The organism is Stenotrophomonas sp. Steno-C17 (assembly GCF_056393165.1).
The window spans coordinates 70,178-94,853 of sequence record NZ_JBWJPD010000009.1 but is presented as its reverse complement, the minus strand read 5'-3'; the positions used below and the strand labels follow the sequence as shown (position 1 = coordinate 94,853).

Genomic DNA, 24,676 nt, shown 5'->3' with positions numbered 1-24,676 from the left:
GCTGTTTTCCAGGTCAGTGATGAATGGTCGGTTCGCCGTGCTGCACCAGCTGGCCACCGCCGTTACGGGTGACGAACTTGCGCAGGGCGACGTAGAACACGGGGGTCAGGAACAGGCCGAACAGGGTCACGCCCAGCATGCCGGCGAATACGGTGATGCCGGTGACCGAGCGTACCTCGGCACCTGCGCCATGCGACAGCACCAGCGGCACGGTGCCGGCGATGAAGGCGATGGAGGTCATCACGATCGGGCGCAGGCGCAGGCGGCAGGCTTCCAGCGCGGCCTCGACGATGCCCTTGCCGCCCATTTCCAGCTCGCGGGCGAACTCGACGATGAGGATCGCGTTCTTGCACGCCAGGCCCATCAACACCACCAGGCCCACCTGCACGAACACGTTGTTGTCACCGCCGGTCAACCACACGCCGAACAGGGCCGACAGCAGGGTCATCGGTACGATCAGGATCACTGCCAGCGGCAGCGACCAGCTTTCGTACAGCGCGGCCAGCACCAGGAAGGCCAGCATGATCGCCACCGGGAAGACGATGAAGGCGGCCTTGCCCTGGGTCGCCTGCTGGTAGCTCAGGTCGGTCCATTCGGTGGTCATGCCCACCGGCAGCACCTTGCCGGCGATCTCGGTCAGCTTGTTCATGGCTTCAGCCGAGGACAGCACGCGCGGGTCGGCTTCGCCGGCCAGGTCGGCGGCCGGGTAGCCGTTGAAGCGCAGCACCGGGTCCGGGCCGTAGGTCTGCTTCACGGTGACCATCGAGCCGATCGGCACCATCTCGCCACGGTCGTTGCGGGTACGCAGCTTGCCAATGTCTTCCACGCTTTCACGGAACGGACCATCGGCCTGGGCGATCACCTGCCAGGTACGGCCGAACTGGTTGAAGTCGTTCACGTAGGCCGAGCCCAGGTAGGTCTGCAGGGTATCGAACAGCTCGGTGAGCTGCACGCCCTGCGCCTTGGCCTTCACGCGGTCCACTTCGGCATCCAGCTGCGGCACGTTGGCCTGGTAGCTGGTGATCGGGAACGCCATGCCCGGGGTCTGTGCCACGGCACCCTGCATCGACTGCACCGCGTTCTGCAGGGCGCCATAGCCCAGGTTGCCGCGGTCTTCGATGAACATCTGGTAGCCGTTGCCGTTGCCCAGGCCGAGGATCGGCGGCGGCATCATCGAGAATGCGAAGCCTTCCTGCAGCCCAGCGATCTTCTGGTTGATCTCGGCGTTGATCTGCGCAGCGGTACGGCCGTGGCGCTCGTTGAACGGCTTGAGCGGGATGAAGGCCACACCCGTGTTGGGCGTGTTGGTGAACTGCAGCGCGTTCAGACCCGGGAACGAGATGGTGTGGGCCACGCCATCGGTTTCCTGGGCGATCTTGGCGACCTTGCGCAGCATTTCATCGGTACGCGCGATCGACGAGCCTTCCGGCAGCTTCACACCGGCGATGAGGTACAGCTTGTCCTGGGTGGGAATGAAGCCCGGCGGCACCAGCTTGAAGATCACGCCGGTACCGACCAGCAGGATCGCGTAGACCACGAACACCGCACCGCGACGGCCGAGGATCTTCGACACGCCACGCTCGTACTTTTCCGAGCTGGACTTGAAGAAGCGGTTGAACGGACGGAACACCCAGCCGAACAGACGGTCGATCAGGCGGCTCGGCGCATCCTTGGGTGCACCGTGCGGCTTCAGCAGACGCGCGGCCAGCGCCGGCGACAGCGTGAGCGAGTTGATGGCCGAGATGACCGTGGAGATGGCGATGGTGACGGCGAACTGCTTGTAGAACTGGCCGGTGACACCGGACAGGAAGGCCATCGGCACGAACACCGCGCACAGCACCAGCGCGATGGCGATGATCGGCCCGGACACTTCACGCATGGCCTGGTGTGCCGCCGCGGTGGGCGACAGGCCTTCTTCGATGTTGCGTTCAACGTTCTCCACGACCACGATCGCATCGTCGACCACGATGCCGATCGCCAGCACCAGGCCGAACAGGCTGAGCGTGTTGATCGAGAAGCCCAGCAGGTACAGCGCAGCGAACGTACCCACCACCGACACCGGCACGGCGATCAGCGGAATGATCGAGGCACGCCAGGTCTGCAGGAACAGGATCACCACCAGCACCACCAGGGCGATGGCTTCCAGCAGGGTGGACACCACGGCCTTGATCGAATCGCGCACGAAGATGGTGGTGTCATACACCGCTTCGTACTTCACGTCGGCCGGAAAGCTCTTCTGCATCTCGTCCATGGTGCCGATCACTGCATCACGGATTTCCAGCGCGTTGGCGCCGGGCGACTGGAAGATGCCGATACCCACCGCGTTCTTGCCATCCAGCTGCGAGCGCAGGGTGTAGTCACCGGCACCCAGTTCCAGGCGGGCCACATCGGACAGGCGCACGATCTCGCCATCAGTGCCGCTCTTGAGCACGATGTCGCCGAATTCCTGCTCGCTCTTCAGTCGGCCCTGCGCGTTGATCAGGGTCAGGAACTGGCTGTTGGGCAGCGGTTCGGCGCCGAGCTGGCCGGCCGAGACCTGCACGTTCTGCTCGCGCATGGCGGCCACCACGTCGCTGGCGGTCAGGCCGCGCGCGGCCACCTTGTCCGGGTCCAGCCAGGCGCGCATGGCGTAGTCACCGCCACCGAAGATCTGCGCATCACCCACGCCCTGGATGCGTGCCAGCGCGTCCTTCACGTGCAGGCGCGCGTAGTTGCGCAGGTACAGGGTGTCGTACTTGCCATTGGGCGAGGTCAGGTGCACCACCATCAGGAAGGTGGGCGACTGCTTCTGCGTGGTCACGCCCTGCCGGCGCACGTCCTCGGGCAGACGCGCCTGCGCCTGGGCCACGCGGTTCTGCACCTTCACCGCCGCTTCGTCCGGGTCGGTGCCCGGGCGGAAGGTGATGGTCATCTGCAGCACGCCGTCCGAACCGGCCACCGACTTGAGGTACATCATGCCCTCGACGCCGTTGATCGCTTCTTCCAGCGGGGTGGCCACGGTTTCAGCAATGACCTTGGGGTTGGCGCCGGGATAGACCGTGCGCACGACCACCGACGGCGGCACCACTTCGGGGTACTCGCCGATGGGCAGGATGGGAATCGAGATCAGGCCGGCGGCGAAGATCACGATCGACAGCACCGCCGCGAAGATCGGCCTGTCGATGAAGAAACGGGAAAAGTCCATGGAGGAATTCCTGGGAAATGCCGCCGACGGGCAACAGCCGCCCTGCCCCTCGTCGATATGACGAAGGCAGGGAAGGCTGCCGCAGGCGCCGGCAGCTAGAGGGAAACGCGGATCAGTGCTTCAGTGCAGCGGTCGCATCGCGGCCCGGCGCGGGGGCCGGCTGCGGCTGCATCGCCACCGCCTTGGCCTGCACCGGCATGCCCGGCATGAAGACCTTCTGCACGCCGTCGACGATCACCTTGTCACCGGCAGCCAGACCGTCTTCGACGATGCGCAGGCCTTCGGCGGTTCGACCGAGGCGGACATCACGACGCTGGGCCTTGCCGTCCTTGTCGACCACGTACACGTACTTGCGGTCCTGGTCGGTCAGCACCGCCTTGTCGTCGATCAGGCGGGCTTCGAACTGGCCACTGCCCAGCAGCTGCACGCGGGCGAACAGGCCCGGGGTGAACTGGCGGTCGGCGTTGTCCAGCAGCGCGCGCACACGGATGGTGCCGGTGCTGCGGGTCACCTGGTTGTCGAGGAAGTCGACCTTGCCGGTGTGCGGGTAGCCGTCTTCACCCGACAGGCCGACCTTCACCGGCAGTTCGCTGTCGCGCTCGCTCGGGCGCTGGCCGTTGCGGGCCATCTGGGTGTAACGCAGGAAGGTGCTTTCGTCGGCATCGAAGTAGACGAACACGGTGTCCAGCGATACCAGCGTGGTCAGTACGCTGGCGCTGTCGCCGGCGGTCACCAGGTTGCCGGCGGTGACCATCGCGCGGCCGGCACGGCCATCGATGGGCGCGCGCACCTTGGTGAACTCCAGGTTCAGGCGTGCCGCATCCAGTGCCGCCTGCGCCGCCTGCACCGCAGCGCCGGACTGGTCGGCCGCGGCGCGACGCTGTTCGGCGGTTTCGGTGGAAATGGCCTGCTGTTCGGACAGACGCTTGGCACGCTCGGATTCGCTGCGCGCCAGGCTGGCCTGGGTGCGGGCACGGGCCAGTTCAGCGGCGGCGCGATCGTACTCGGCCTGGTAGCTGCGCGCGTCGATGGTGAACAGGACAGCGCCCTTCTTCACTTCTTCGCCTTCGACATAGTTGACCTTGTCGATGTAGCCGGACACGCGCGGGCGCAGCTCGACGCTCTGCACGGCTTCAACGCGGCCGCTGAATTCATCCCACTGGCTGACCTGCTTGACCAGCACCGGGGCGGCACTGACCTGCGGCGGCGGCGGCGCACCGGCCTCTTCGGCATGACCACCACTGCAGGCGGCCAGCACGGCAGCGGCAAGGATCGAAACACCAGCCATCGCCAGGCGATGACCGATACGGTGTGGAGAAGTGTTGGGGGAAGTCATGGCATGCATCCGTACGGAAGGGGTGGTAGTTCGGTGATACGTGTTCGTTTTCAGGCGGCGTAGCCTGCGACCTCAACGATGGTTGAGGTCAAGCAACGCCGGCGGTGTCGCGCCACAGCGGGGGCAGATCCAGGTTCAACAGCCCGCGCGGCAGTTCGGCGTCACTGCTGTCACAGCGGACGATGGCGCGGTTGTCGCGGCAGCCATCCAGCAGGGACACCACACGGCGCCCGACCAGCAGCGAACTGGGCCACTCGATGCAGGCGTTGGCCGCATTGCTGGGGGTGCAGACCGGGTTGCCGACTTCCAGCATCTGCGCGCGCACGCCCAGCGCCTGGGCCTCCTGGTGCAACACCTGCGCGTACATGCGCAGGGCCGCGGTGGTGATCGAGGTTTCGCCGTAGCCTGCCCAGGGCTTGGCACCGGCCGGACTGCCGATCAGCACATAGCGGCGGGCATGCGGGTTGTCCTGCAGCAGCGGCAACAGGTGGCGCGCGGCGTGCACGTGCGGCATCAGGTCAGCCTGCAGCGCACCCAGCAGCGCATCGCCACTGCGCGCGGTGACCCGACCACGGTTGTACGGGCCGCCCATGGCCGCCACCACCGCCGCCAGCGGACGCGGGCGCTGCGCCACACGCTCGGCCACGGTACGCGCCGAGCCATCGTCGCTGAACGAGCCGAGCATCGTCTGCAGGCCCGGCTCATCGGCGAACTGTTCGTGCAGCGCCGCCAGGCGCCCCGGATCGCGGCCGACCACCAGTACCGGGCTGCCGGCCTCCAGCAGCGCACCGACCACGCCCTGGCCGACCGCGCCGGTGCCGCCGAGGACAAGGACCTCGGGGGTCAGAATCCCATTCACGGGACATTTCCTCCCAAATCCGGGATAGTCCCAATTCGACGCAGGCGATCACCCTGGCGCGGGGCAAGGCGGATGGCACCGCCACGCTGCTGACGCAGGGGCGCGGTAAACTCGCGGAAATCCTTGTGTACCAAGGAACTCGGACGGGCCTCGACGGTCATTGCCTGGTCCAGGGTGTCCTGGCTGGCAAGCCGGAGGCGGGCAAGAATGTTGCGCAGGCTCATAGCGGACGGGCTCCAATCAACGAATGGCGCCACGATAGACCTCAAACCTTTACTTGATTAGTCCGGATTAAGGGGAATAATCATCCCGTCTCCGGTCCAATCGTTCTGTCACGATATCCCCGTCCCCGGCGTCCAGGATCCCGATCATGTCCCACGACCTCAATGAAACCCTGATCTTCGTCAAGGTGGTCGAGCAAGGCAGCTTCATCGCCGCCGCCAAGTCGCTCGGCCTGCCCAAGACCACGGTCAGCCGCAAGGTGCAGGAGCTGGAAACGCGCCTGGGTGCGCGCCTGCTGCACCGGACCACGCGCCGTCTCGGCCTGACCGAAGCCGGTTCGATCTACCACGAGCACTGCCAGCGCATCGCGCGCGAACTGGAAGAAGCCGAGAGCGCGGTCAGCCAGTTGCAGTCCGGCCCGCGTGGCTGGCTGCGCTTCACCGTGCCCTACTCCATCGGCATCACCTGGATCGCACCACTGCTGGGCCAGTTCCATGCGCAGTACCCGGAAATCCGCCTGGACATGCACATGGGAAACGAGAAGCTGGACCTGATTGCAGGCGAAGCCGATCTGGCCCTGCGCGTGGGTGCCCTGCCCGATTCCAACCTGGTGGCGCGCAAGCTCGGCAGCCTGCGCACGCAGGTGTTCGCCAGCCCGGCCTACATTGAACGCTACGGCGAGCCGCTGCACCCGGAAGAACTGCAGTTCCACCGCATCCTGGCGATGCGCAAGCCGCACCACACCGGTAGTTCACCGCGTTTCACCTGGCAGCTGGGCGAGAACGGCGGCGAACTGCGCGACTTCCCGGTGACCCCGCTGATGACCGCCAACGATATGTCCGCCCTGAACGGTGCACTGGTGTGCGGCGAAGGCCTGCTGCTGACCGGCGACGTGATGGCCAAGCCCTTCGTTGAATCGGGCATGGTGCGCCGCGTGCTGGCCGGCTGGACCGGCCCGGAAGTGGACTTCAATGCGGTGTTCGCCGGCGGCCGCCTGGTCTCGCCGAAGGTGCGCGCGTTCGTCGATTTCCTGGTGGAAAAGCTCAACTTCGACGCCAACTACATGCTGGCCCAGTGCCCGGCCGCGAAGCTGGCGCAACGTCAGCAGGAGAAGGAAGACGCCGCGCTGGAAAGCAGCGGCAAGCGGATTCTGGAGAAGGTGACTGCAGCGGCGTGACCGATGCATCATCCTGGACCGCCTTTTGTAGAGTCGAGCCATGCTCGACTGCTTCCGAACGTGCCGACCAAGGTCGGCACCTACCACGAGCGGGAGATGCGGCTGAGAATTCCACGGCGTGCCGAGCAACGCTCGGCACCCACAAAAATGCCGCCTGCAAGGGCGGCATTTTCGTTCCGGCCGAGGGCCGGAACGGCTCAAGCAGTAACGCTGCGCGTTACTGCTTGAGCGGAATCACGCGGATTTCCACGCGGCGGTTCTGCGCGCGGCCGGCGTCGGTGCTGTTGTCGGCAATCGGGTAGGCCTTGCCCGCACCCAGGGTTTCAATACGCACCTGCTGCACGCCCTGGCCCACCAGGTACTGCGCCACCGAATCGGCACGCTCCTTCGACAGGCGGTTGTTCACCGCATCGCTGCCGATGCTGTCGGTATGGCCGACCACTTCGATCATGGTCTGGTTGTATTCGTTCAGCGTGCTGGCAACGCCGTTGAGCGAGCTGTAGAACTGCGGCTTCAGCGCCGACTTGCCGAAATCGAAGGTGATGCCATCGGGCAGGTTCAGGGTGATGTTGTCGCCCTGGCGCTGCACGTCGATGCCGGTGTTGGCGGTGCGCTCACGCAGCGCGCGTTCCTGGCGGTCCTGGTAGTTGCCGATGGCCGCGCCGCTGAGCGCGCCGATGCCCGCACCGATCAGCGCATGCTGGCGGCGTTCGGTGGCGCTGTTGCCGGTCAGCAGGCCGGCCGCCACGCCCACGGCGGTGCCGATCAGTGCGCCACGCCCGGTGCGGTTCTGCTGCTCGGTCGGATTGCCGTACTGATCGCTCTGCACGTAGGAGCCGCCAGTGGCGCACGCACTCAGCGCGGCGGCAGTCATCAGGGCCAGTGCGACGTTGCGGGTGGTGTTGCGGATCATGGGTGGTCTCCTTGGATGCCGGCCGATGCGGCGTGCGAACGCTGAGGAGGATATACACGCCAGTGCGATGCCGGGATGATGAATGTGAAGGCCGGACGTGCTGCATTCAGCTTTCTGACCCGGCCTTCATGCGGCACCTTTACGCCCCGCCCGTACTCCGGTAAGCGGCCAACGCGGCGTCTCGGCCGGCGGCCAGATCCACCAGCGGGGTGCGCGGGTAAGCCGGCGCTTTCTCGGCCAACAGTTGCGGATGCTGCCACGGCGCAAAGCGAGCCTTCACCGGCAGCGCTGCCAACTCAGGTACCCAACGGCTGATGTAGCGCGCCTGCGGATCGAACTTCTCGGCCTGGGTCACCGGGTTGAACACGCGGAAGTACGGCGCCGCATCGGCACCGGTGCCGGCCACCCATTGCCAGCCCATCGTGTTGTTGGCCAGGTCCGCATCGACCAGGGTGTCCCAGAACCAGCGTGCGCCGTGCAGCCAATGCGCGCGCAGGTGCTTGCACAGGTAGCTGGCCACGATCATGCGCACCCGGTTGTGCATGTAGCCGGTGTGCCAGAGTTCGCGCAGACCGGCATCGACGATCGGCACGCCGGTGTTGCCGCGCTGCCAGTCGTGCAGCTGCGCGCTGCTGGGATTGGCCCACGGGAAGCGGTCGAAACGCGGATTGAGGTTGTCGGTAGGCGTTTTCGGGAAGTGGTGCAGCAGGTGGTAGGCGAAGTCGCGCCAGCCCAGCTGGCGCAGGTAGCCATCGATATCAGCATCGGTGCCGGCACTGCGCAGGGCTTCCAGCGCATGGGCGATGCGCCACGGTGCGATCTCACCGAAATGCAGGTGCGGTGACATGCGCGAAGTGCCCACCCGATCAGGCAGGTCACGCTGCTCGCGGTAGCCGCGCAGGGCGCCGTCTTCGAACACCGACAGCGCTTCCAACGCACCGGCTTCGCCCGGCTGCCAGTGCTCCCAGAAGCCGCTGTCCCAGTCCAGCGTGGGTGCCAGCTGCAGCGCGTCCAAGGCAAGGCCGTGTACCGCGTGCGCCGGCAGTCGCTGCGGCGCGGCCTGCAGCACGGGCAGGCGCCAGTGGCTGAGCACGTTGCGCCAGTACGGGGTGAACACTTTGTACGGCTGCCCCTGCTGGGTGGCGATATCCCACGGTTCGAACAGCAGGCTGCCATTGCAGCTCTGCGCATCGATGCCCAGCTCGCGCAGCGTGCGCTTGATGGCGGCATCGCGCGGCTGGGTGGCAGGTTCGTACTTGCGGTTCCAGTACACCGCTTCGGCGCCGGTTTCCTCGATCAGCGCCTGCAGGGTCGCCAGGCTGTCGCCGGCGCGCAGCACCAGCGCGGAACCGCGTGCACGCAGATCGGCATCCAGCGCCGCCAGAGAACGGTGGCGCCAGGCATCGGACGCGGCACCCGGCATCCACTCGCCCTCTTCGTGGGGCGCATGGATGTAGACCGGCACCACGTCATGGCCGGCATCGAGTGCGGCCTGCAGGGCCGGATTGTCCTGCAGCCGCAGATCGCGGCGGAACCATACCAACGCTACCGACACGTGCATCGCCTTCGTTCTGAGTGCCGCACATGATAGCCAGCGACAGTGAAGGCCGTGCGCGCGGCGCGGTCTGCTAGGCTGGCCCGCCCGCCAGTGGAACGTTGCATGCAGGATCTACGTGACCGGTTCGCCGTGTTTGGACCGTTGCAGGCGCAGGATGAAAACGATTGGCAGGGACCGTTCCCGCTGCCGGCAGTGGTAGCCCGCTTCTACGCGCAGGTCGGGCCCTTGGGGCACGAGATCAATGCCAAGGTTGGCCATGCCGGCATCACCCTCCCCGGCCTTGAGGTCTGGATTCCGCCCTTGCGGCGCCTGTGGAGCCACCAGGCCGGTTATCGCTGGCATGGCATCAGCGGCGAGCCGATCGAGGACTGGCCTTCGAACTGGCTGGTGATTGCCGACCATGGCGCCGATCCCTTCATCCTGGACATGGACGATGGCCGCATTCTGTTCGCCCAGCATGGGCGTGGGCACTGGGACGCCGATGTGTTCCTGGATGACCTGCCGACCCTGATGGCCGCGCTGACCGCTGCCGGCACGGCGTATGCGGATGCCGGCGATGACCTGTACAGCGATGACGACGACGGCGGCATCCGCGCCGAGCACGATGAAGCGGCGCTGCAGGCACTGGCCCAGGTGCTGGGCAGTCGGCTGGAAGCGGAGTGTGTGCTGGAGTCGCTGCGCGGCTGAGAGCCCGCCGCGTGGAGCATCACAGACCGCGGGCGCGCTGGCCATCCAAGGCGTGGGCGATCATCGCCCGCCGATAGACGGAAGCTGCCTGCTCGGCCAGTGCGCGATCGTCGTGCAACAGCAGGAAGCGCAGGAAACCGCGCTGCAGGCGTTCAGCATGCTCCAGCCCCAGACCGCGGTCTGCAGCAGCATCCATCGCCTGCCAGTGGGCGCGGGCCACTTCCTGGATCATCGCCGGATCGTGCAGATCCACCGTGCCGTAGTCCTTCGAACGCGGACGCAGCGGGGCGGGGGCCGGCACCACCGGCGGCGGCTCGGGCGCCGGTCCGGGTTGCCAGCGCCCACCGCGCAGCACGCGCTGCAGGCGCACCGGCACGGCCATCAACACCACCGCCAAGGGCAAGGGCAGCAGCAGCGCGCCCGCGCCGGTGTACAGGATCCCCTGCAGGCCATCGCCCAGGCCGGGGCGCAGCGCGGACAGCCCCTTGACCAGATACAGCAACAGCGCCAGCGCCATGGCATGAAACCAGGGGTACAGCACGGCACGGTTGAAACAGCGCCGCCACAAGCGGGGCGCCGATAGATCCGATGGGTAACGGCTGTACATCAGCACGCCCAACGCAAGCCAGCCGAACACAGCCGCGATGACCCACTTCGTGACCATTGCCACACCGCTCCCCTGCCCCAGCGGCGTAGTGCCGCGCCCGCGCAGCGTATCGGGTTGCCCGGGCGGGCGCCACGGCCTTGGCTCAGCGCCGGTTTTTGGCCTCGAAACGCTGCATCGACTCGCTGATCACCGCCCGTGCCTCGGCCGCGTTGCCCCAGCCATTGAGCTGCACCGGATTACGCCCGGCCGGCAGGTCCTTGTAGACACGGAAGAAGGCTTCGATGCGCTGCCGCTCGATCTCGGGCAGATCGGCCAGGTCGCGGATATTGGCGTAGCTGGGGTCCACTTTGTCGGTGGGCACGCCGATCACCTTCTCGTCGTGCTCACCGTTGTCGATCATCTTCAGGTAACCGATTGGACGGAAGCGCACGATCACACCAGGATGCAGCGGCTCGCGGGTCAGCACCAGCGCGTCCAGCGGATCGTTGTCACCGGCCAGGGTACGCGGCATCGAACCATAGTTGGCCGGATAGGCCACCGGCATCGACTGGAACCTGTCCACGTGCACCAGCCCGTCTTCCTTGATCTCGTACTTGGTGAAACTGCCGGCGGGGATTTCCACCGCCAGGTTCACCTCCTGCGGGGCCTGCTTTGGCTGCGCGGCCAGGAATGGGTGAAGCACGGCTTCGGCAGCGGTGGCAGCACCTGCCACCAGCAGCACGGCCGCGGCAAGGGCGGCCACCGGCACGAAACGTCGGGATGCGATCATCGTTGGCTCCTCATTCCCAGCAGCGGTCGGCACGACCCTTGGCAGTCTGCGCACGCGGGCATGCACGCGGGGTGATGCGCCCCTGCTGCAGCTCCACCTTCTGCGTGCTGCCATCGGCCGCACGGCGCAGCTCGAAGGCGTCGTACAGACGGCCGGTGACGGTGCGGGCTTCGTAGCGCAGGTGCTGCGGGTCGATGCGCAGCACCTGGAACAACTGCGTGTCCTCGGCCAGCGGCTCCATGGTCTGCTTGGCCTCGTCCGACAGCCGGTACTGCTTCGGACCGGCCACGGTCACCACATACTGCGGCGTAGCGGCCTGCCCTTCACCGCGGCGGCCGTAGGTGTGGTCGTGACCCTGCAGCACCAGATCCACCTTGTGGCGACGGATCACCGGCTGCAGCACCTTCTGCAGCGCGGCGTTCTGGCGGCCTTCGCGCGGCGAGTAGAACGGCTGGTGCAGCAGCACGATCGTCCACGCACGCCGGTTGCCGCTCAGCACGCTGTCCAGCCACTGCGCCTGCGCCTGTGCGGTGCCCAGATCGAGCGCGGAGGTGCCATCGAGCACCACCACGCGCACATCCTGTACGTCGAACCAGTAGGTGCTGGTATCGGCCACTGCCACACCGTTGCCCGGCAGCGCAAAGGTCACCGGCCAGTGGCGACCCAACACGCGGCGTTCCTGCGGCGTATCTTCGAATTCCTCGAAGTACTCGTGGTTGCCGATCGCCGGCGCCACCAGCGTTTCCTGCGCCAGCCAACCGGTGGCGGCGAACCATTCGCCCCACTCGGTATCGTCGGCGCCGTCGCCACCACTCACCAGGTCGCCGGCGAACAGGCTGACCCGCGCATCCGGCGCGGTCTTCTGCGCGGCCCGCACCACGCGACTGACATGGCTGAGGTTCTTGTTCTGGGTGTCACCGAAGTACAGCAGGGTCAGCGGCTGGCCGGGAACACCGGCGGTGCGCAACTGGTTCCAGGCGCTCCAGCCGCCGTTGCCCTGCACGCGGTAGACGTACAGCGTGTCCGGCTGCAGCCCATCCACCTGCACGCGGTGGTGATGGGACAGGCCGTTCTCGCTCTGCAGCGTCTGCGTGCTCGCACGCAGCTGGCGCACGCCCTCGATGGCCGGCGAATCGCCGGCCACGGCCACTTCCAGCAGCGGCGACTGCACGCTGCCGTCGGTACGCCAGGCCACCGCGAACGCGTGCGCCGGATCAGCCGAAGGCGAGGCCACGATGCGGTCTGGCAGCGGCGTGGCGGCGTAGTGACGACTGCCCTGCGGAACCTGGGTGTTGGGTTCGGCCGCAGCACCCGCCAGCAGCGGTGCGGCCAGCAGCAGTGCGACACTCAGCATGCGCATGCAACGGCCGCTCATGCGCCACACTCCAGCGGCAGCGACAGCTGTTTGGCAATGGCTTCCCAATCGAAGGCCACCACGCCCTGATCGTCATGCACCGCGTACAGCGCGCCGTGCGGGAAGCGCGGCGTGGGCTGCTGCATCATCCAGATGCCGTCGGTATTGGCCACTGTGTTGCCCTGGAACGCGCCGACCGGCTTCAAGGTGTGCCGGTCGAACAGATGGAACACACTGCGCTGCTTGCCCTGTTCGGTGGTGATCCACCAGCCATCCTTGCCGCAGGTCCGCAGCATCACGCCTTCGGCCTGCGCCTTGAACACGTCGCGACCGAAGGTGGTGCCGGTGAAGCGACCTGCCAGGGTATAGACCTTGAACTCGCTGGCGTAGCTTTCATCCTCTTCGGCAATCAGCAGGCGGTCGTTGGCCGGGTCGCCCCAGATCGATTCGACCACCCGCAGTGCACCGGCTTCGCCGGTGTCGCCGATGCTGGCCGCCAAGGTGGCTGCAACCTTGGCGCCGTCGCGGGTCACGTGGTACTGGCGCACGCGCTTGTCCAGCTCGGCCAGCGGCGGCAGGATGTCCTTGCCCTGTGCGTCCTCGCCGTTGTCCCAGGAATCGGTGACGTACACGCTGTAACCATCGGCCCGCTTGTCCACCCACAGGCCGTAGGGCTTGCGCAGATCCTGCGCACCAAACACTGCCAGCGGGGTGAAATCGGGCAGCGAGAATACCTGCACGCGGTGGTTGTCGCGCTCCACGATCCACAGCAGGTCGTCAGTCACCGAGATGCCATTGGGGCGGTCGAACTGGCCCAGCGCCGTGCCGCTGCTGCCGACATCACGCAGGTGCTTGCCGCTGCTGCCATCGTAGACCACCAGTTTGTCGGTGGCCTTGGCCGTGGCGATCAGCCAGGTAGCACCATCCGGCGCCTGCCAGCTGGCCGGCGAATCGATGTTGTCGGCCGGGGTCATCGGGGTCAGGAATGCCTCGGCAAGGGTCGCCACCGCACGCGGCGTATCTGCCGATGGCGTTGCCGCAGCGGAGCCGGCCTCGGCCGGCGCCCCCGCCGGCGTGCAGCCTGCGGCCAGCGCTGCGGCCAGCGCGGCCACCAGCAGGTTGATCCGGCGCGCCATCACAGGGCCACCTTCAGGCCAACGGCGTAGGTGCGGCCATACTCTTCCAGCTGCAGGGTGCGCGAGCGGGTGCCCTGGTACAGCTCCAGCGGCTTGTCCAGCAGGTTCTGCGCTTCGAAGTACATGCTGATGCGCGGGGTGAACCGGTAATCCAGCGAGAAGTCCAGCTGGGTGTTGGGCGCCACGTAAATGTCGAACGCGCGGCCCTTGCCGATGCTGTCCAGGTACTCACTGCGATACACCGCGGCCAGGCGCGTGCTGAGCCCGTATTTCTCATACCCGATGTGGGCGCTGTACACGTGCTTGGATGCGCGCGGCAGCATGAAGTCCTCACCGGCGCGATCGTCGATGCCGGCATCGAACTCGGTGTCCAGCCAGGTTCCGCTGGCGCCGACCAGCAGGCCGTCCAGCGCGCCCGGCAGGAACGACAGCTGCTGCTGCCAGTTCAGTTCGGCACCGCGCACGGTGGCCTTGCGGCCGTTGATCGGCTGGGTCACGTCGAAGCCGCCGTAGGCCGGATCATTGGTGCGCACGGTTTCCACGATATAGCCGTCGATGGACTTGTGGAACAGGCCGAGCGAGACGATGCCGGTGGTGCCGAGGTACTTCTCCACCGACAGATCGATGTTCTTCGACTCGTACGGATCCAGTTCCGGATTGCCCAGGCGCACTTCTTCATCGCCACGGCTGTACCCCACGCGTGGCGAGATATCGCCGAAGGACGGACGGGACACGGTCTTGTTCGCCGAGGCGCGCAACACCCAGTCATCGGCCGCGTCGTAGCGCAGGTGCAGGCCCGGCAGCACGTTGGTGTAGCTGCTGTTGGCCACGCGCGGGGTAACCGTGAAGCTGCGCCCGTTGGCCGCCACGTCCACCTGGTTGCCGGTCGCCTCGAAGCGCGTGCTTTCCACGCGCACGCCACCGATGACGCGCAGCGCGCCGATGTCCCAGGTGCCCATCGCATAGCTGGCGAAGATGTCTTCGCCGGCCACGTAGTCTTCTTCCAGCGAGGTCATCGCATTGCCGCCGACATCCTGCGGGCGGGCACTGTACAGGCTGCTGTTGGCCGCCCAGTAGGCGCGCATCGCATCCGAATCCATGCCGTCGCCCATGTTGCCGTGGCGATGATCGGGCGAACCGCTGGTCCAGCTCGACAGGGCGACCTTCGGGCCGACACGCAGTTCGCGCTCGTCGACATTCACGTCGCGGTCGCGCCAGCGGCCCAGCAGGCCGAACTTGATGCTGCTGCTGTCACCGTCGAAGCGCACGTTGACCTGCGCGCTGTGTTCCTTGTCGTTCACCTGCTTGGGCGACAGCACGAAGCGATCAAACGCGTAGTTGCCGTTGTCCAGCCACTGCGGGTTGTCGAAGGTGTAGGTCGGCAGGCGGCTGCGCTGGTCGAGCGTTCCGTTGAAATCGTCGCCGTCCAGGCTGAAACGCGCTTCCATCTCATCGTTCACCCGCTCTTCGGTACGGGTGTAGCCGACCTTGTAGTCGACCACCGCGTTGGTGAACGTGTTCTCACCGCCCAGGCTGGCCGCAAAGGTGTTTTCTTCCTTGGTGCGGTAGCGCATGCGCTTGTCGATCGCATCGCCGGGCATGTCATCCAGGCGGTACTGATCGGTACCGGTGAGAACCATGTCGGCATCGTCGAAATTGAAGATCACCCGCTGGCGGGTTTCGGCGTCATCGAACTGGCTGTACAGGGTGCGCAGGTAGTACTTGCTGTACTCGTTGGGGCGCCAGTCCAGGTTGAGGTTGGCGCCGATGCGCTTGCGTTCGATCTCGTACTTGCGGTGCTGCAGGTTGATCGCGGTGACATCGCCGGGTGCGGCATCGTCCTCGCCGTCGTACTCCACTTCGCTGTTGTCCGATTCGAACGTGCGCTTCTGGTAGTTCACGCCCAACGCCACGCCGAAGGTATCGGCGAACACTTCGCTGTAGTTGAAGGCCGCCTTGGGGCTGGTTTCGCCGGACAGCTGCTGGTGGCTGGCTTCGAGCTTGCCGCGCAGGCTGCGGCCATCGCGGTCGAACGCCGACGCCGACTCGACCAGCACCGCACCACCGATGGCATCACCGGGCATGTCCGGGGTGGGCGACTTGACCACGCGCAGGCGTTCGGTCGAATCGGACGGAATCACGTCCAGCGGTGCAGCGCGGCTGGAATCTTCCGGCGTGCCCACGGCAATGCCATCCACGCTGACGCTGTTGAGGTTGGCATCCAGGCCGCGGATGACCACGAAGCGGCCCTCGCCCTGGTCGCGGGTCACGCTGATGCCGGGCAGGCGCTGCAGCGATTCGGCCACGTTCTTGTCCGGGTACTGGCCCAGCGCGTCGGACGAGACCGCATCCTCGATGGCGTTGCTGCTGCGCTTCAGATCGACCGCACGCACCTGCGATTCGAGCTGGGCGCGCACTTCGATGCGATCCAGGTCGACCGCATCGGCGGCAACCGCGCCGGCACCGGCCACTGCCTGTTGCCCGGCAGCGTGCAGCGGCGCTGCAGCCCCCATCGCCAGGGTCAGGGTGATGGCCATGGCCAGCGGAGTCTTGATAATCACGTTGGAGCCCCATTCCTGTTAAGAATGGGTCTGCACGGTATGTCCGCAAGGTTGCACGGTCGTGACATGTGCGCGCCGACAGCCGCCGCCGCCGTTTGGGTTCGGACCGCCCTTGCGGCAAAATGGAGGCCTCTCCCAGACCCCCTTTCCGACCATGAAGATCGTCGAAGTGCGCCACCCGCTGGTGCAGCACAAGATCGGCCTGATGCGCAACGCTGCGCTCAGCACCAAGGATTTCCGCGAACTCGCCAACGAGCTCGGCACGCTGCTGGCCTACGAGGCCACCGCGGACCTGGAAACCGAACCGCACACCCTGCCCGGCTGGGCCGGCCCGGTTACCGTGCAGCGCATCGCTGGCGCCAAGATCACCGTGGTGCCGATCCTGCGCGCCGGCCTGGGCATGCTCAGTGGCGTGCTGTCGCTCATCCCCGCCGCCCGTGTGAGCGTGGTCGGCCTGCAGCGCGACGAAGAAACCCTGCAGCCGGTGCCCTATTTCGAGCGCCTGACCGGCCGTCTGGAAGAGCGCGATGCGCTGATCCTGGACCCGATGCTGGCCACGGGCGGCACCCTGATCGCCACCATCGACATGCTCAAGCGTGCGGGTGCGCGCCGCATCAAGGGCATTTTCCTGGTCGCCGCCCCGGAAGGCATCGAGGCAGTAAAGGCCGCGCATCCGGACGTGGAAATCTACACCGCCGCGATCGACGCCCATCTCAATGACAAGGGCTACATCCTGCCGGGCCTGGGCGACGCCGGCGACCGCATTTTCGGTACCCGCGTGGTTTGACCGGCTAGCGAGGTCGTAGAGTCGAGCTTGCTCGACTGGCGCGGGGTGTATCCGGGCATCGGGGTCAGAGCCCGTTGCGGCGCAACGGGGTCCGACCCCGGCACTCAGCCCAGCGCGCGGGCCTTCAGTTCGCCCTGCTCGTCCAGGGTCACGAAACGGCCTTTCTCGTCACGGCCAAGCTGCGCCAGTGCCACCTGCGGGTCGTGGGTGAAGAACAGATGCACGTTGCGCGCCAGCTTGTCTTCCAGGAACTGTCGCTTCTCGTCGATCAGCAGCTCGGCATTGCGGTCGTAGCCCATGGTGATCGGCACGTGCACCCATGACCGGCCCGGGATCAGGTCGGCACAGAACACCACGCCGCCGTGCGGCGCTTGGTCGGCATGCGCGTGGCCGACGATCTCGGCCAGCATCAGCCCCGGCGTGTGGCCGTCGCTGTAACTGAAGCGCACGCTGCGACCCAGGACCTGCGAATACTCGCCCTCCACCACTTCCAGGCGACCGCTGGCCTGCAGCAGCGCCGGCAGTTCGGCGATGAAACTGGCCCGATCGCGCGGATGCGGCTGCAGCGCCCGTTGCCAGTGCTGCGCGCCGACCACGAAGGTCGCATTGGGGAACAGCAGTTCCGGGCCGCGGCCTTCGGTCCACGGCGCCAGCAGACCCCCTGCATGATCGAAATGCAGGTGGCTGAGTACTACCACGTCAATATCTTCGTGCTCGAATCCGGCCTCGCGCAGCGAATCGATCAGCACGTGGCGGCTTTCCTGCACACCGTAGCGTTCGCGCATGCGCGGGTCGAAGAAGGCGCCGATACCCGTTTCAAACAGCACCGTCTTGCCTTCCAGCGGGCTGGCCAGCAGCGCACGGCAGGCCAGCTCGATACGATTGAGCTCGTCCGGAGCCGCCCATTTTTCCCACAACGCGCGCGGCGCGTTGCCGAACATCGCCCCGCCATCCAGGCGCTGCGAGTTTCCACGAATCGACCAGAGTTTCATGCAACGATTATTGAACGGGCCCCGTTAAATAATCGCTAGCCGGAAAATGGAAAACCCCGCCGGCTGGCGGGGTTGGTGGGGTTCGCGGGATTCGGGTGCGCCGGGCATGGCCCGGCGCTACCTGCACTTCAATGCGCCGGTACCACCTGCGCGCTGCCCACCGGATTGCGCGGATCGCTGCCGCCGAACAGCTTGTTCGCCTTGCGATCCCATTCGACGGTCTGCAGGTTGCCCCAGACGTGGCTGGAACCGCGACCACCGGCTGCGACGTCGCCCGGCAGGTCGATCTTGTGGCCCATCGCCTGCAGCTGCTTCACGGTCCCGGCATCGAACGCATCGCTCTCGGCCTCGATCAGGTCCGGCAACCACTGGTGGTGATAACGCGGCAGCGCGGCGACCTGCTGCGCATCCAGGCCGGCGTCGTAGCCCAGGATGCCCAGCAGCACCATGGTGATGATGCGGCTGCCACCGGGCGTACCGAGCACGATCACCTTGTCGCTGTTTTCCATGAAGGTGGGCGTCATCGAGCTGAGCATGCGCTTGCCCGGCTTCGGCGCATTGGCCGCATAGCCCATCACTCCGAATGCATTGGGGGTGCCCGGCTTCAGTGCGAAGTCGTCCATTTCATTGTTCAGCAGCACGCCGGTGCCCTTCGGAATCAGGCCCGAGCCGTACAGCAGGTTCACCGTCTGGGTGGCGCCCACGCGGTTGCCATCGCGATCGATGATCGAGAAATGGGTAGTTTCGTCATCTTCCAGCGGGGTCGGGTTGCCCGACAGCAGATCGCTGGGGGTGGCCTTGTCCGGATGGATGGTGGCGCGCAGGCCCTGGGCGTAGTCCTTGCTGGTCAGCACCTTCTGCGGAATCTGCACGAAATCCGGGTCGCCCAGGAAGAACGTGCGGTCGCGGTAGGCGCGGCGCATGGCCTCCACCACCAGGTGGGTGCGGTGTGCCGGGTCCATCTGCTTGATGTCCCAGCCTTCCAGGATCTGCAGCATGCTGGCCAGGGCGATGCCACCAGACGACGGCGGCGGCGCGGTGGTGATCTTCCAGCCGTTGTAATCGAACACGATCGGCTCGCGCAGCTTGACCTGGTAGCCGGCCAGTTCCTCGGCGGTCCACTTGCCGCCGGCCTGCTTCACCCCTTCCAGCAGCAGCTTGCCGGTCTGGCCCTTGTAGAAGCCATCGCGACCGCCGGCCGCCAGGCGCTCCAGGGTCTGCGCCAGTTCGGGCTGCTTGAACAGATCGCCGGTGGCGATCGGCTTGCCATTGCGCAGGTAGACCTCGCGCGTACCGGGGAAGCGCTCCATCACCTCACGGCGCGAGGCGTAGCCCTTGGCCATGCGCTCGTACACCGGGAAGCCCTCGCGTGCGATGCGGATGGCCGGCTGCAGCGAGGTGGCCAGCGGCAGCTTGCCATGCTTGGCCGACAGCTCAACCAGCGCGGCCGGCAGGCCCGGAATACCGGCCGACCACGGGCCATTGACCGAGCGGTCGCGGTCCAGGTTGCCCTGCTTGTCCAGGAATGCCTGCGGCGTGGCCGCGGTCGGCGCGGTCTCGCGCGCGTCCAGCATCACGTCCTTGCCGGTGGCCGCATCGTGCAGCAGGAAGAAGCCGCCACCGCCCAGGCCAGAGCTGATCGGTTCAACCACCGCCAGCGTGGAGGACACGGCCACGGCCGCGTCGAAGGCGTTGCCGCCCTGGGCCAGGATATCGATACCGGCCTGGGTGGCCAGCGCGTGGCCACTGGCCACGGCAACCCCGTCGGGGCGCTCTGCGCGGGCGGGGGTCTGGGCGGGGCCTGCAGCCCACGCCTGGGGGCCCAGCAGCAGGCCAAGCAGCAACAAGGGGCGGACGATCAGCTTCATTCGGATGGGGGCTCCGCGTAGAGTTCGGGATGATCGTGCTGCAGCTGGCGCAGCTTGGCCAGCAGCTGGACTTCCGTTTCCACGATATCCGGGTCCGGGTCGATGCATTCGACCGGGCAGACGACCACGCACTGCGGTTCGTCGAAATGACCGACGCATTCGGTGCAGCGCGCAGGGTCGATCAGGTAGATGGTTTCACCCATCGAAATGGCCTGGTTCGGGCAGGCCGGCTCGCAGACGTCACAGTTGACGCAGAGCTCATTGATTTTCAGCGACATGGCGATACTCCTCGCCCGCGCCTTGGGACAAGGACCGCCCCGCGCGGGCGCGCGGAACGGTCAGGTCATCAGCGGCACCCCTTGCAGGATGCCGCCCGGGCCACGCCGCAGCGTGGCCGCCACGGCTCGGTATTACTTGGCTTCGACGAAAATGTACTCGGCGCCGGTCGGCTGCACGGCAGCCTGCACGCGGGCGTTGTCGGCCGACAGACCGATGAAGACGACGCGCACGCCCTTCATCGAATCCGGCGACACGTCCTTGAACACGGCCTGGATCATGTCAGCCATCTTGCCCGAGGCCGACGAACCGAAGGCCAGCATGTTGCCCGGCTGCACGCCACGGGCCACGGCCTGGGTCGCGCTTTCGGTCTGGCGCTCGTACTTGGCCTGGAAGTCCGGGTCCGATTCCGGCGAGAGGTAGTACAGGAACGGGCTGTTGCTGATGTTGCCCATGTTCTGGATGGCCACTTCCTGCAGGTACTTCTTCCAGCCTGCATCGTCGTCCCTGGCCGGGGCGACCAGGGCCTGCTTGGCCTCGTCGACCGGAGCCGCTTCTTCCTTCTTGCAGGCGGTGAAGGCCAGGGCAAACGAAGCGATCAGCATCGCGCGCATGGTGGTGTTCATGGGTTTCCTCCCGAGATGGTGCGTGTTGGTGTACGTAATGGGGGTGCGTGGTACTACAGGAACGGCCGCTTGGCAGCGGTTACGACTGTGCCGCTTTCGCTTCGCGGACCTTGCGCAGCGCTTCGAGCACGGCGGCCGGCACGAAACCGGACACATCGCCCCCCAGGCGCGCGATCTCGCGGACAAGCGAGGACGAAATGAAGCTGTGCTGCTCGGCCGGGGTCAGGAACAGGGTCTCGACCTCGGGGATGAGATGGCGGTTCATGCTGGCCATCTGGAATTCGTACTCGAAGTCGGACACCGCGCGCAGGCCGCGCAGCAGCACTCCGCCCTGCACCGAACGTACGAAATGGGCCAGCAGGGTATCGAAGCCGATGACTTCGACATTGCCGTGGTGGCCCAGGGCGCCACGGGCCAGCTGCACGCGCTGTTCCAACGGCAGCGCTGGGCCCTTGGACGGGCTCTGCGCCACGCCCACCACGACCTTTTCAAACAGCGGCGCGGCCCGGCTCACCAGATCGATGTGACCATTGGTGATCGGGTCGAACGTGCCGGGGTAGACGGCGATGCGGCGGTTGGCCACGGTCATGGGCGGTTGCAGATGTTCAGATGAGGTCAAAGTGTAGCAGCGGCACGGCGGTACAGGGCAAAGCGGACCTCGCGGGTGCCGCCCTCGCGGTGCAGCAGCCAGTCCGGCGGCAGCACCGGCACGTGGCCCGCCGGTGATTCCACGTACAACCAGGCGTCGGCGGCTGCGTGCCGTGGCAGCTGGGCCAGCACGTCCTGCCACAGGCCATCGGCGAACGGCGGGTCGATGAAGACCAGATCGGCCTGCAGGGCCGGCGCGCCCTGCAGCCAGCGCAGGGCATCGGCCTGGACCACGGTGATCTGCTCGGCGGCCTGCAGCTTGGCGACGGCGGCCGACAGGTTGCGGGCGAGCTGGGCATCGCGCTCGATCAGGGTGGCGTGGGCGGCGCCGCGCGAGACGGCCTCCAGGCCCAGCGCACCGCTGCCGGCGAACAGGTCCAGCACACGGGCCCCCGCCAGCCTGGGCATCAGCCAGTTGAACAGTGTTTCGCGCACGCGGTCGCTGCTGGGCCGCAGGCCCGGCAGGGTCGGCACCGGCAGGCGGGTATTGCGCCAGCGCCCGCCGATGATGCGGACCTGACCGTCATTGCCACCACGGCCGCTCACCGGCGCCCCCCGCGGGGGGTGTTCAAGAAATTCAGCATGGCGGGGATTGTAGTTCGGCCGGGCTTTGCCCGGCACCCGTAGAGGCGAGAGCAAGAGCAAGAGCAACAGCGGGCATTCTGTGGGATGGCGGGGTGGGTCCGGTTGAGGGGGACGCCGTAAACCCGTCCATGGGGGCTTGGTCGCCGCATCCATGCGGCTCACACCCCCTCAACCGGACCCACCCCGCCTTCGACAGTTTCCCACGGTCTGCCGGAACGGCATCGGGGTCGGATCCCGTTGCTCCGCAACGGGCTCTGACCCCAGATCTGTATAGGCAATTGACAGATTTCATCCACGCATGGCGTGGATCTACCGTGTCGACCAAGGTCGACACCTACCAACAGCCGAGTGAACCTGTCAGAGGCGGGGCGGTGTGGGTGGGCAGGACCGCAGGCGCCATGGATGGCGCCTACGAGCCCCCAGGGACGGGTTTACGGCGTGTCCTGCCCACCCACACCGCCCCGCCATCCCACGTAATGCACGCTTTTGACGTTGAAGTTGACGTTGATCCGGCGGGTGCAGGGCGCAGCCCTGCCCGACCAACCCCTTGATTTCGGGACAATCAGCCATACCCCTTGGCGAGGCCGCACGCGCTGGCGCGGCATTGCACACGGAGCCCTATCGATGACCGAGACCCCCCAGACCGAAACCCTTGGCTTCCAGACCGAGGTCAAGCAGCTGCTGCAGCTGATGATCCACTCGCTGTACTCGAACAAGGAAATCTTCCTGCGCGAGCTGGTCTCCAACGCCGCCGACGCCGCCGACAAGCTGCGCTTCGAGGCCCTGACCCAGCCGGCCCTGCTGGAAGGTGACAGCGAGCTGCGCGTGCGCGTCAGCTTCGACGCCACCGCCCACACCATCACCATCGAAGACAACGGCATCGGCATGAGCCGCGCCGAAGCCATCGCCCACCTGGGCACGATCGCAAAATCCGGCACCGGCGATTTCCTGCGCCAGCTGTCCGGCGACCAGAAAAAGGACTCGCAGCTGATCGGCCAGTTCGGCGTCGGCTTCTACAGCGCCTTCATCGTCGCCGACGAAGTGGAAGTGACCTCCCGCCGCGCCGGCCTGGCCGCCGGCGAAGGCGTGCGCTGGACCTCGCGCGGCGAAGGCGATTTCGAAGTGGCCACCGTCGACAAGGCCGAGCGCGGTACCCGCATCGTGCTGCACCTGAAGGACGGCGAGCATGACTTCGCCGACGGCTGGCGCCTGCGCAGCATCCTGAAGAAGTACTCCGACCACATCGGCCTGCCGATCCAGATGCCGAAGGAAGGCGAAGAAGGCGCCGCGGTCGAGTGGGAGACCGTCAACCGCGCAAGCGCGCTGTGGACCCGCCCGCGCACCGAGATCAGCGACGCGGAGTACACCGAGTTCTACAAGCACGTGGCGCACGACCACAGCGATCCGCTGGCGTGGAGCCACAACAAGGTCGAAGGCAAGCTGGAATACACCTCGCTGCTGTACGTGCCCGGCCGCGCGCCGTTCGACCTGTACCACCGCGACGCGCCCAAGGGCCTGAAGCTGTACGTGCAGCGCGTGTTCGTGATGGACCAGGCCGAGCAGTTCCTGCCGCTGTACCTGCGCTTCATCAAGGGCGTGGTCGATTCCAACGATCTTTCGCTGAACGTCTCGCGCGAAATCCTCCAGTCCGGCCCGGTCATCGATTCGATGAAGGCGGCGCTGACCAAGCGCTCGCTGGACATGCTGGACAAGCTGGCCGCCGACAAGCCCGAGCAGTACGCCTCGTTCTGGAAGGAATTCGGCCAGGTGCTGAAGGAAGGTCCGGCCGAGGACTACAACAACCGCGAAAAGGTGGCCGGGCTGCTGCGCTTTGCCTCCACCCGCGGCGACGCCGATGCGCAGAGCGTGTCGCTGGCCGATTACATCGCGCGCATGGCCGAAGGCCAGGACAAGATCTATTACCTGACCGGCGAGAGCTACAGCCAGGTGCGCAACAGCCCGCACCTGGAAGTGTTCCGCAAGAAGGGCGTGGAAGTGCTGCTGCTGACCGATCGTATCGACGAGTGGCTGATGGGCTACCTGACCGATTTCGACGGCAAGGGCTTCGTCGATATCGCCCGTGGTGATCTGGACCTGGGCGCGCTGGAAAGCGAGGCCGACAAGCAGGAACAGGAAGCGGCCGCCAAGGACAAGCAGGCGTTGGTCGAACGCCTGAAGACGGTGCTGGGCGATGACGTGGCCGAAGTGCGGGTGTCGCACCGCCTGACCGATTCACCTGCGGTGCTGGCCATCGGCGAACAGGACCTGGGCCTGCAGATGCGCCAGATCCTGGAAGCGAGCGGGCAGAAGGTGCCCGACAGCAAGCCGGTGCTGGAAATCAACCCGGGCCACCCGTTGATCGCCAAGCTCGATGCCGAAGCCGATGGCGCCCGCTTCGATGACCTGGGCCGGGTGCTGTTCGACCAGGCCGCGCTGGCCGCCGGTGACAGCCTGAAGGACCCGGGCGCCTATGTGGCCCGTCTGAACAAGCTGTTGCTGGAGCTGTCGGCCTGACCGATACGGTTGCCGCC

At 66.5% G+C, this 24,676-nt stretch carries 21 protein-coding genes; 4 read left to right on the top strand and 17 right to left on the bottom strand.

Going from position 1 to position 24,676, the window contains the following annotated elements:
- Window positions 1-13 precede the first annotated feature (13 nt).
- The 4 genes from AC06FA_RS10100 to AC06FA_RS10085 form a co-directional block, all read right to left on the bottom strand.
- On the bottom strand, window positions 14-3,184 hold the full coding sequence (locus tag AC06FA_RS10100; protein ID WP_313139697.1) for an efflux RND transporter permease subunit: 3,171 nt from the start codon (window positions 3,182-3,184) through the stop codon (window positions 14-16).
- A gap of 112 nt (window positions 3,185-3,296) precedes the next feature.
- On the bottom strand, window positions 3,297-4,472 hold the full coding sequence (locus tag AC06FA_RS10095) for an efflux RND transporter periplasmic adaptor subunit (protein WP_478068237.1): 1,176 nt from the start codon (window positions 4,470-4,472) through the stop codon (window positions 3,297-3,299).
- Window positions 4,473-4,608: 136 nt separating this feature from the next.
- Window positions 4,609-5,379 (bottom strand): SDR family NAD(P)-dependent oxidoreductase, encoded by a 771-nt coding sequence (locus AC06FA_RS10090; protein ID WP_478068168.1) that lies wholly within the window; start codon window positions 5,377-5,379, stop codon window positions 4,609-4,611.
- The gene (locus AC06FA_RS10085) at window positions 5,376-5,603 is read right to left on the bottom strand and encodes a hypothetical protein (RefSeq protein WP_478068167.1); all 228 of its coding nucleotides are present in this window, start codon (window positions 5,601-5,603) and stop codon (window positions 5,376-5,378) included. Before AC06FA_RS10085 ends, AC06FA_RS10090 begins: the two co-directional genes overlap by 4 nt.
- 146 nt (window positions 5,604-5,749) lie before the next feature.
- Here AC06FA_RS10085 and AC06FA_RS10080 point away from each other — a divergent pair, with 146 nt between their 5' ends.
- Window positions 5,750-6,778: a LysR family transcriptional regulator gene (locus tag AC06FA_RS10080; RefSeq protein WP_478068166.1), complete on the top strand. Its 1,029-nt coding sequence runs from the start codon at window positions 5,750-5,752 to the stop codon at window positions 6,776-6,778.
- Window positions 6,779-6,995: 217 nt separating this feature from the next.
- Here the strand turns inward: AC06FA_RS10080 and AC06FA_RS10075 are convergent, their stop codons facing one another.
- On the bottom strand, window positions 6,996-7,691 hold the full coding sequence (locus AC06FA_RS10075) for a YiaD family glycine zipper/OmpA-like lipoprotein (RefSeq protein ID WP_108749307.1): 696 nt from the start codon (window positions 7,689-7,691) through the stop codon (window positions 6,996-6,998).
- Between the two features lie 139 nt (window positions 7,692-7,830).
- Window positions 7,831-9,246 carry a cryptochrome/photolyase family protein gene (locus AC06FA_RS10070; RefSeq protein ID WP_478068165.1) on the bottom strand — a complete coding sequence of 472 codons (1,416 nt, stop codon included), beginning with the start codon at window positions 9,244-9,246 and terminating at the stop codon, window positions 7,831-7,833.
- A gap of 105 nt (window positions 9,247-9,351) precedes the next feature.
- On the opposite strand from AC06FA_RS10070, the gene AC06FA_RS10065 reads away from it, so the two are divergent.
- Entirely contained in the window at window positions 9,352-9,936 is a 585-nt protein-coding gene (locus tag AC06FA_RS10065; RefSeq protein WP_478068164.1) for a hypothetical protein, read from the top strand.
- Window positions 9,937-9,955: 19 nt separating this feature from the next.
- Here AC06FA_RS10065 and AC06FA_RS10060 read toward each other — a convergent pair whose 3' ends face one another.
- From AC06FA_RS10060 to AC06FA_RS10040, 5 genes are all read right to left on the bottom strand, one after another.
- On the bottom strand, window positions 9,956-10,453 hold the full coding sequence (locus AC06FA_RS10060; RefSeq protein ID WP_478068163.1) for a hypothetical protein: 498 nt from the start codon (window positions 10,451-10,453) through the stop codon (window positions 9,956-9,958).
- Window positions 10,454-10,685: 232 nt separating this feature from the next.
- The gene (locus AC06FA_RS10055) at window positions 10,686-11,312 is read right to left on the bottom strand and encodes an inorganic diphosphatase (RefSeq protein ID WP_478068162.1); all 627 of its coding nucleotides are present in this window, start codon (window positions 11,310-11,312) and stop codon (window positions 10,686-10,688) included.
- Between the two features lie 10 nt (window positions 11,313-11,322).
- Complete coding sequence (locus AC06FA_RS10050) at window positions 11,323-12,687, bottom strand: purple acid phosphatase family protein (RefSeq protein WP_478068161.1); 1,365 nt, start codon at window positions 12,685-12,687, stop codon at window positions 11,323-11,325.
- A complete protein-coding gene (locus AC06FA_RS10045) occupies window positions 12,684-13,802 on the bottom strand; it encodes a phytase (RefSeq protein ID WP_478068160.1) in 1,119 nt (372 codons plus the stop codon). Before AC06FA_RS10045 ends, AC06FA_RS10050 begins: the two co-directional genes overlap by 4 nt.
- Window positions 13,802-16,363, bottom strand: a complete 2,562-nt coding sequence (locus AC06FA_RS10040; protein ID WP_478068159.1) for a TonB-dependent receptor — start codon at window positions 16,361-16,363, stop codon at window positions 13,802-13,804. The genes AC06FA_RS10045 and AC06FA_RS10040 overlap by 1 nt, the downstream gene beginning before the upstream one ends.
- Window positions 16,364-16,517: 154 nt before the next feature.
- On the opposite strand from AC06FA_RS10040, the gene upp reads away from it, so the two are divergent.
- Window positions 16,518-17,150 carry a uracil phosphoribosyltransferase gene (upp, locus tag AC06FA_RS10035; protein WP_312708705.1) on the top strand — a complete coding sequence of 211 codons (633 nt, stop codon included), beginning with the start codon at window positions 16,518-16,520 and terminating at the stop codon, window positions 17,148-17,150.
- A 104-nt stretch (window positions 17,151-17,254) separates the two neighbouring features.
- Here the strand turns inward: upp and AC06FA_RS10030 are convergent, their stop codons facing one another.
- From AC06FA_RS10030 to rsmD, 6 genes are all read right to left on the bottom strand, one after another.
- A complete protein-coding gene (locus tag AC06FA_RS10030) occupies window positions 17,255-18,142 on the bottom strand; it encodes an MBL fold metallo-hydrolase (RefSeq protein ID WP_478068158.1) in 888 nt (295 codons plus the stop codon).
- 128 nt (window positions 18,143-18,270) lie between these two features.
- Window positions 18,271-20,010, bottom strand: coding sequence for a gamma-glutamyltransferase (ggt, locus tag AC06FA_RS10025; RefSeq protein WP_478068156.1), 1,740 nt, complete (start codon window positions 20,008-20,010; stop codon window positions 18,271-18,273).
- Complete coding sequence (locus AC06FA_RS10020) at window positions 20,007-20,288, bottom strand: YfhL family 4Fe-4S dicluster ferredoxin (protein ID WP_312708702.1); 282 nt, start codon at window positions 20,286-20,288, stop codon at window positions 20,007-20,009. The genes ggt and AC06FA_RS10020 overlap by 4 nt, the downstream gene beginning before the upstream one ends.
- A gap of 132 nt (window positions 20,289-20,420) precedes the next feature.
- Window positions 20,421-20,912: a hypothetical protein gene (locus tag AC06FA_RS10015; RefSeq protein WP_478068155.1), complete on the bottom strand. Its 492-nt coding sequence runs from the start codon at window positions 20,910-20,912 to the stop codon at window positions 20,421-20,423.
- A gap of 79 nt (window positions 20,913-20,991) precedes the next feature.
- Window positions 20,992-21,501, bottom strand: coding sequence for a pantetheine-phosphate adenylyltransferase (gene coaD / locus AC06FA_RS10010; RefSeq protein ID WP_005409091.1), 510 nt, complete (start codon window positions 21,499-21,501; stop codon window positions 20,992-20,994).
- A gap of 26 nt (window positions 21,502-21,527) precedes the next feature.
- Window positions 21,528-22,106 carry a 16S rRNA (guanine(966)-N(2))-methyltransferase RsmD gene (gene rsmD / locus AC06FA_RS10005; RefSeq protein WP_478068154.1) on the bottom strand — a complete coding sequence of 193 codons (579 nt, stop codon included), beginning with the start codon at window positions 22,104-22,106 and terminating at the stop codon, window positions 21,528-21,530.
- A gap of 663 nt (window positions 22,107-22,769) precedes the next feature.
- On the opposite strand from rsmD, the gene htpG reads away from it, so the two are divergent.
- Window positions 22,770-24,659, top strand: a complete 1,890-nt coding sequence (gene htpG, locus AC06FA_RS10000) for a molecular chaperone HtpG (protein WP_478068153.1) — start codon at window positions 22,770-22,772, stop codon at window positions 24,657-24,659.
- Window positions 24,660-24,676 lie beyond the last annotated feature (17 nt).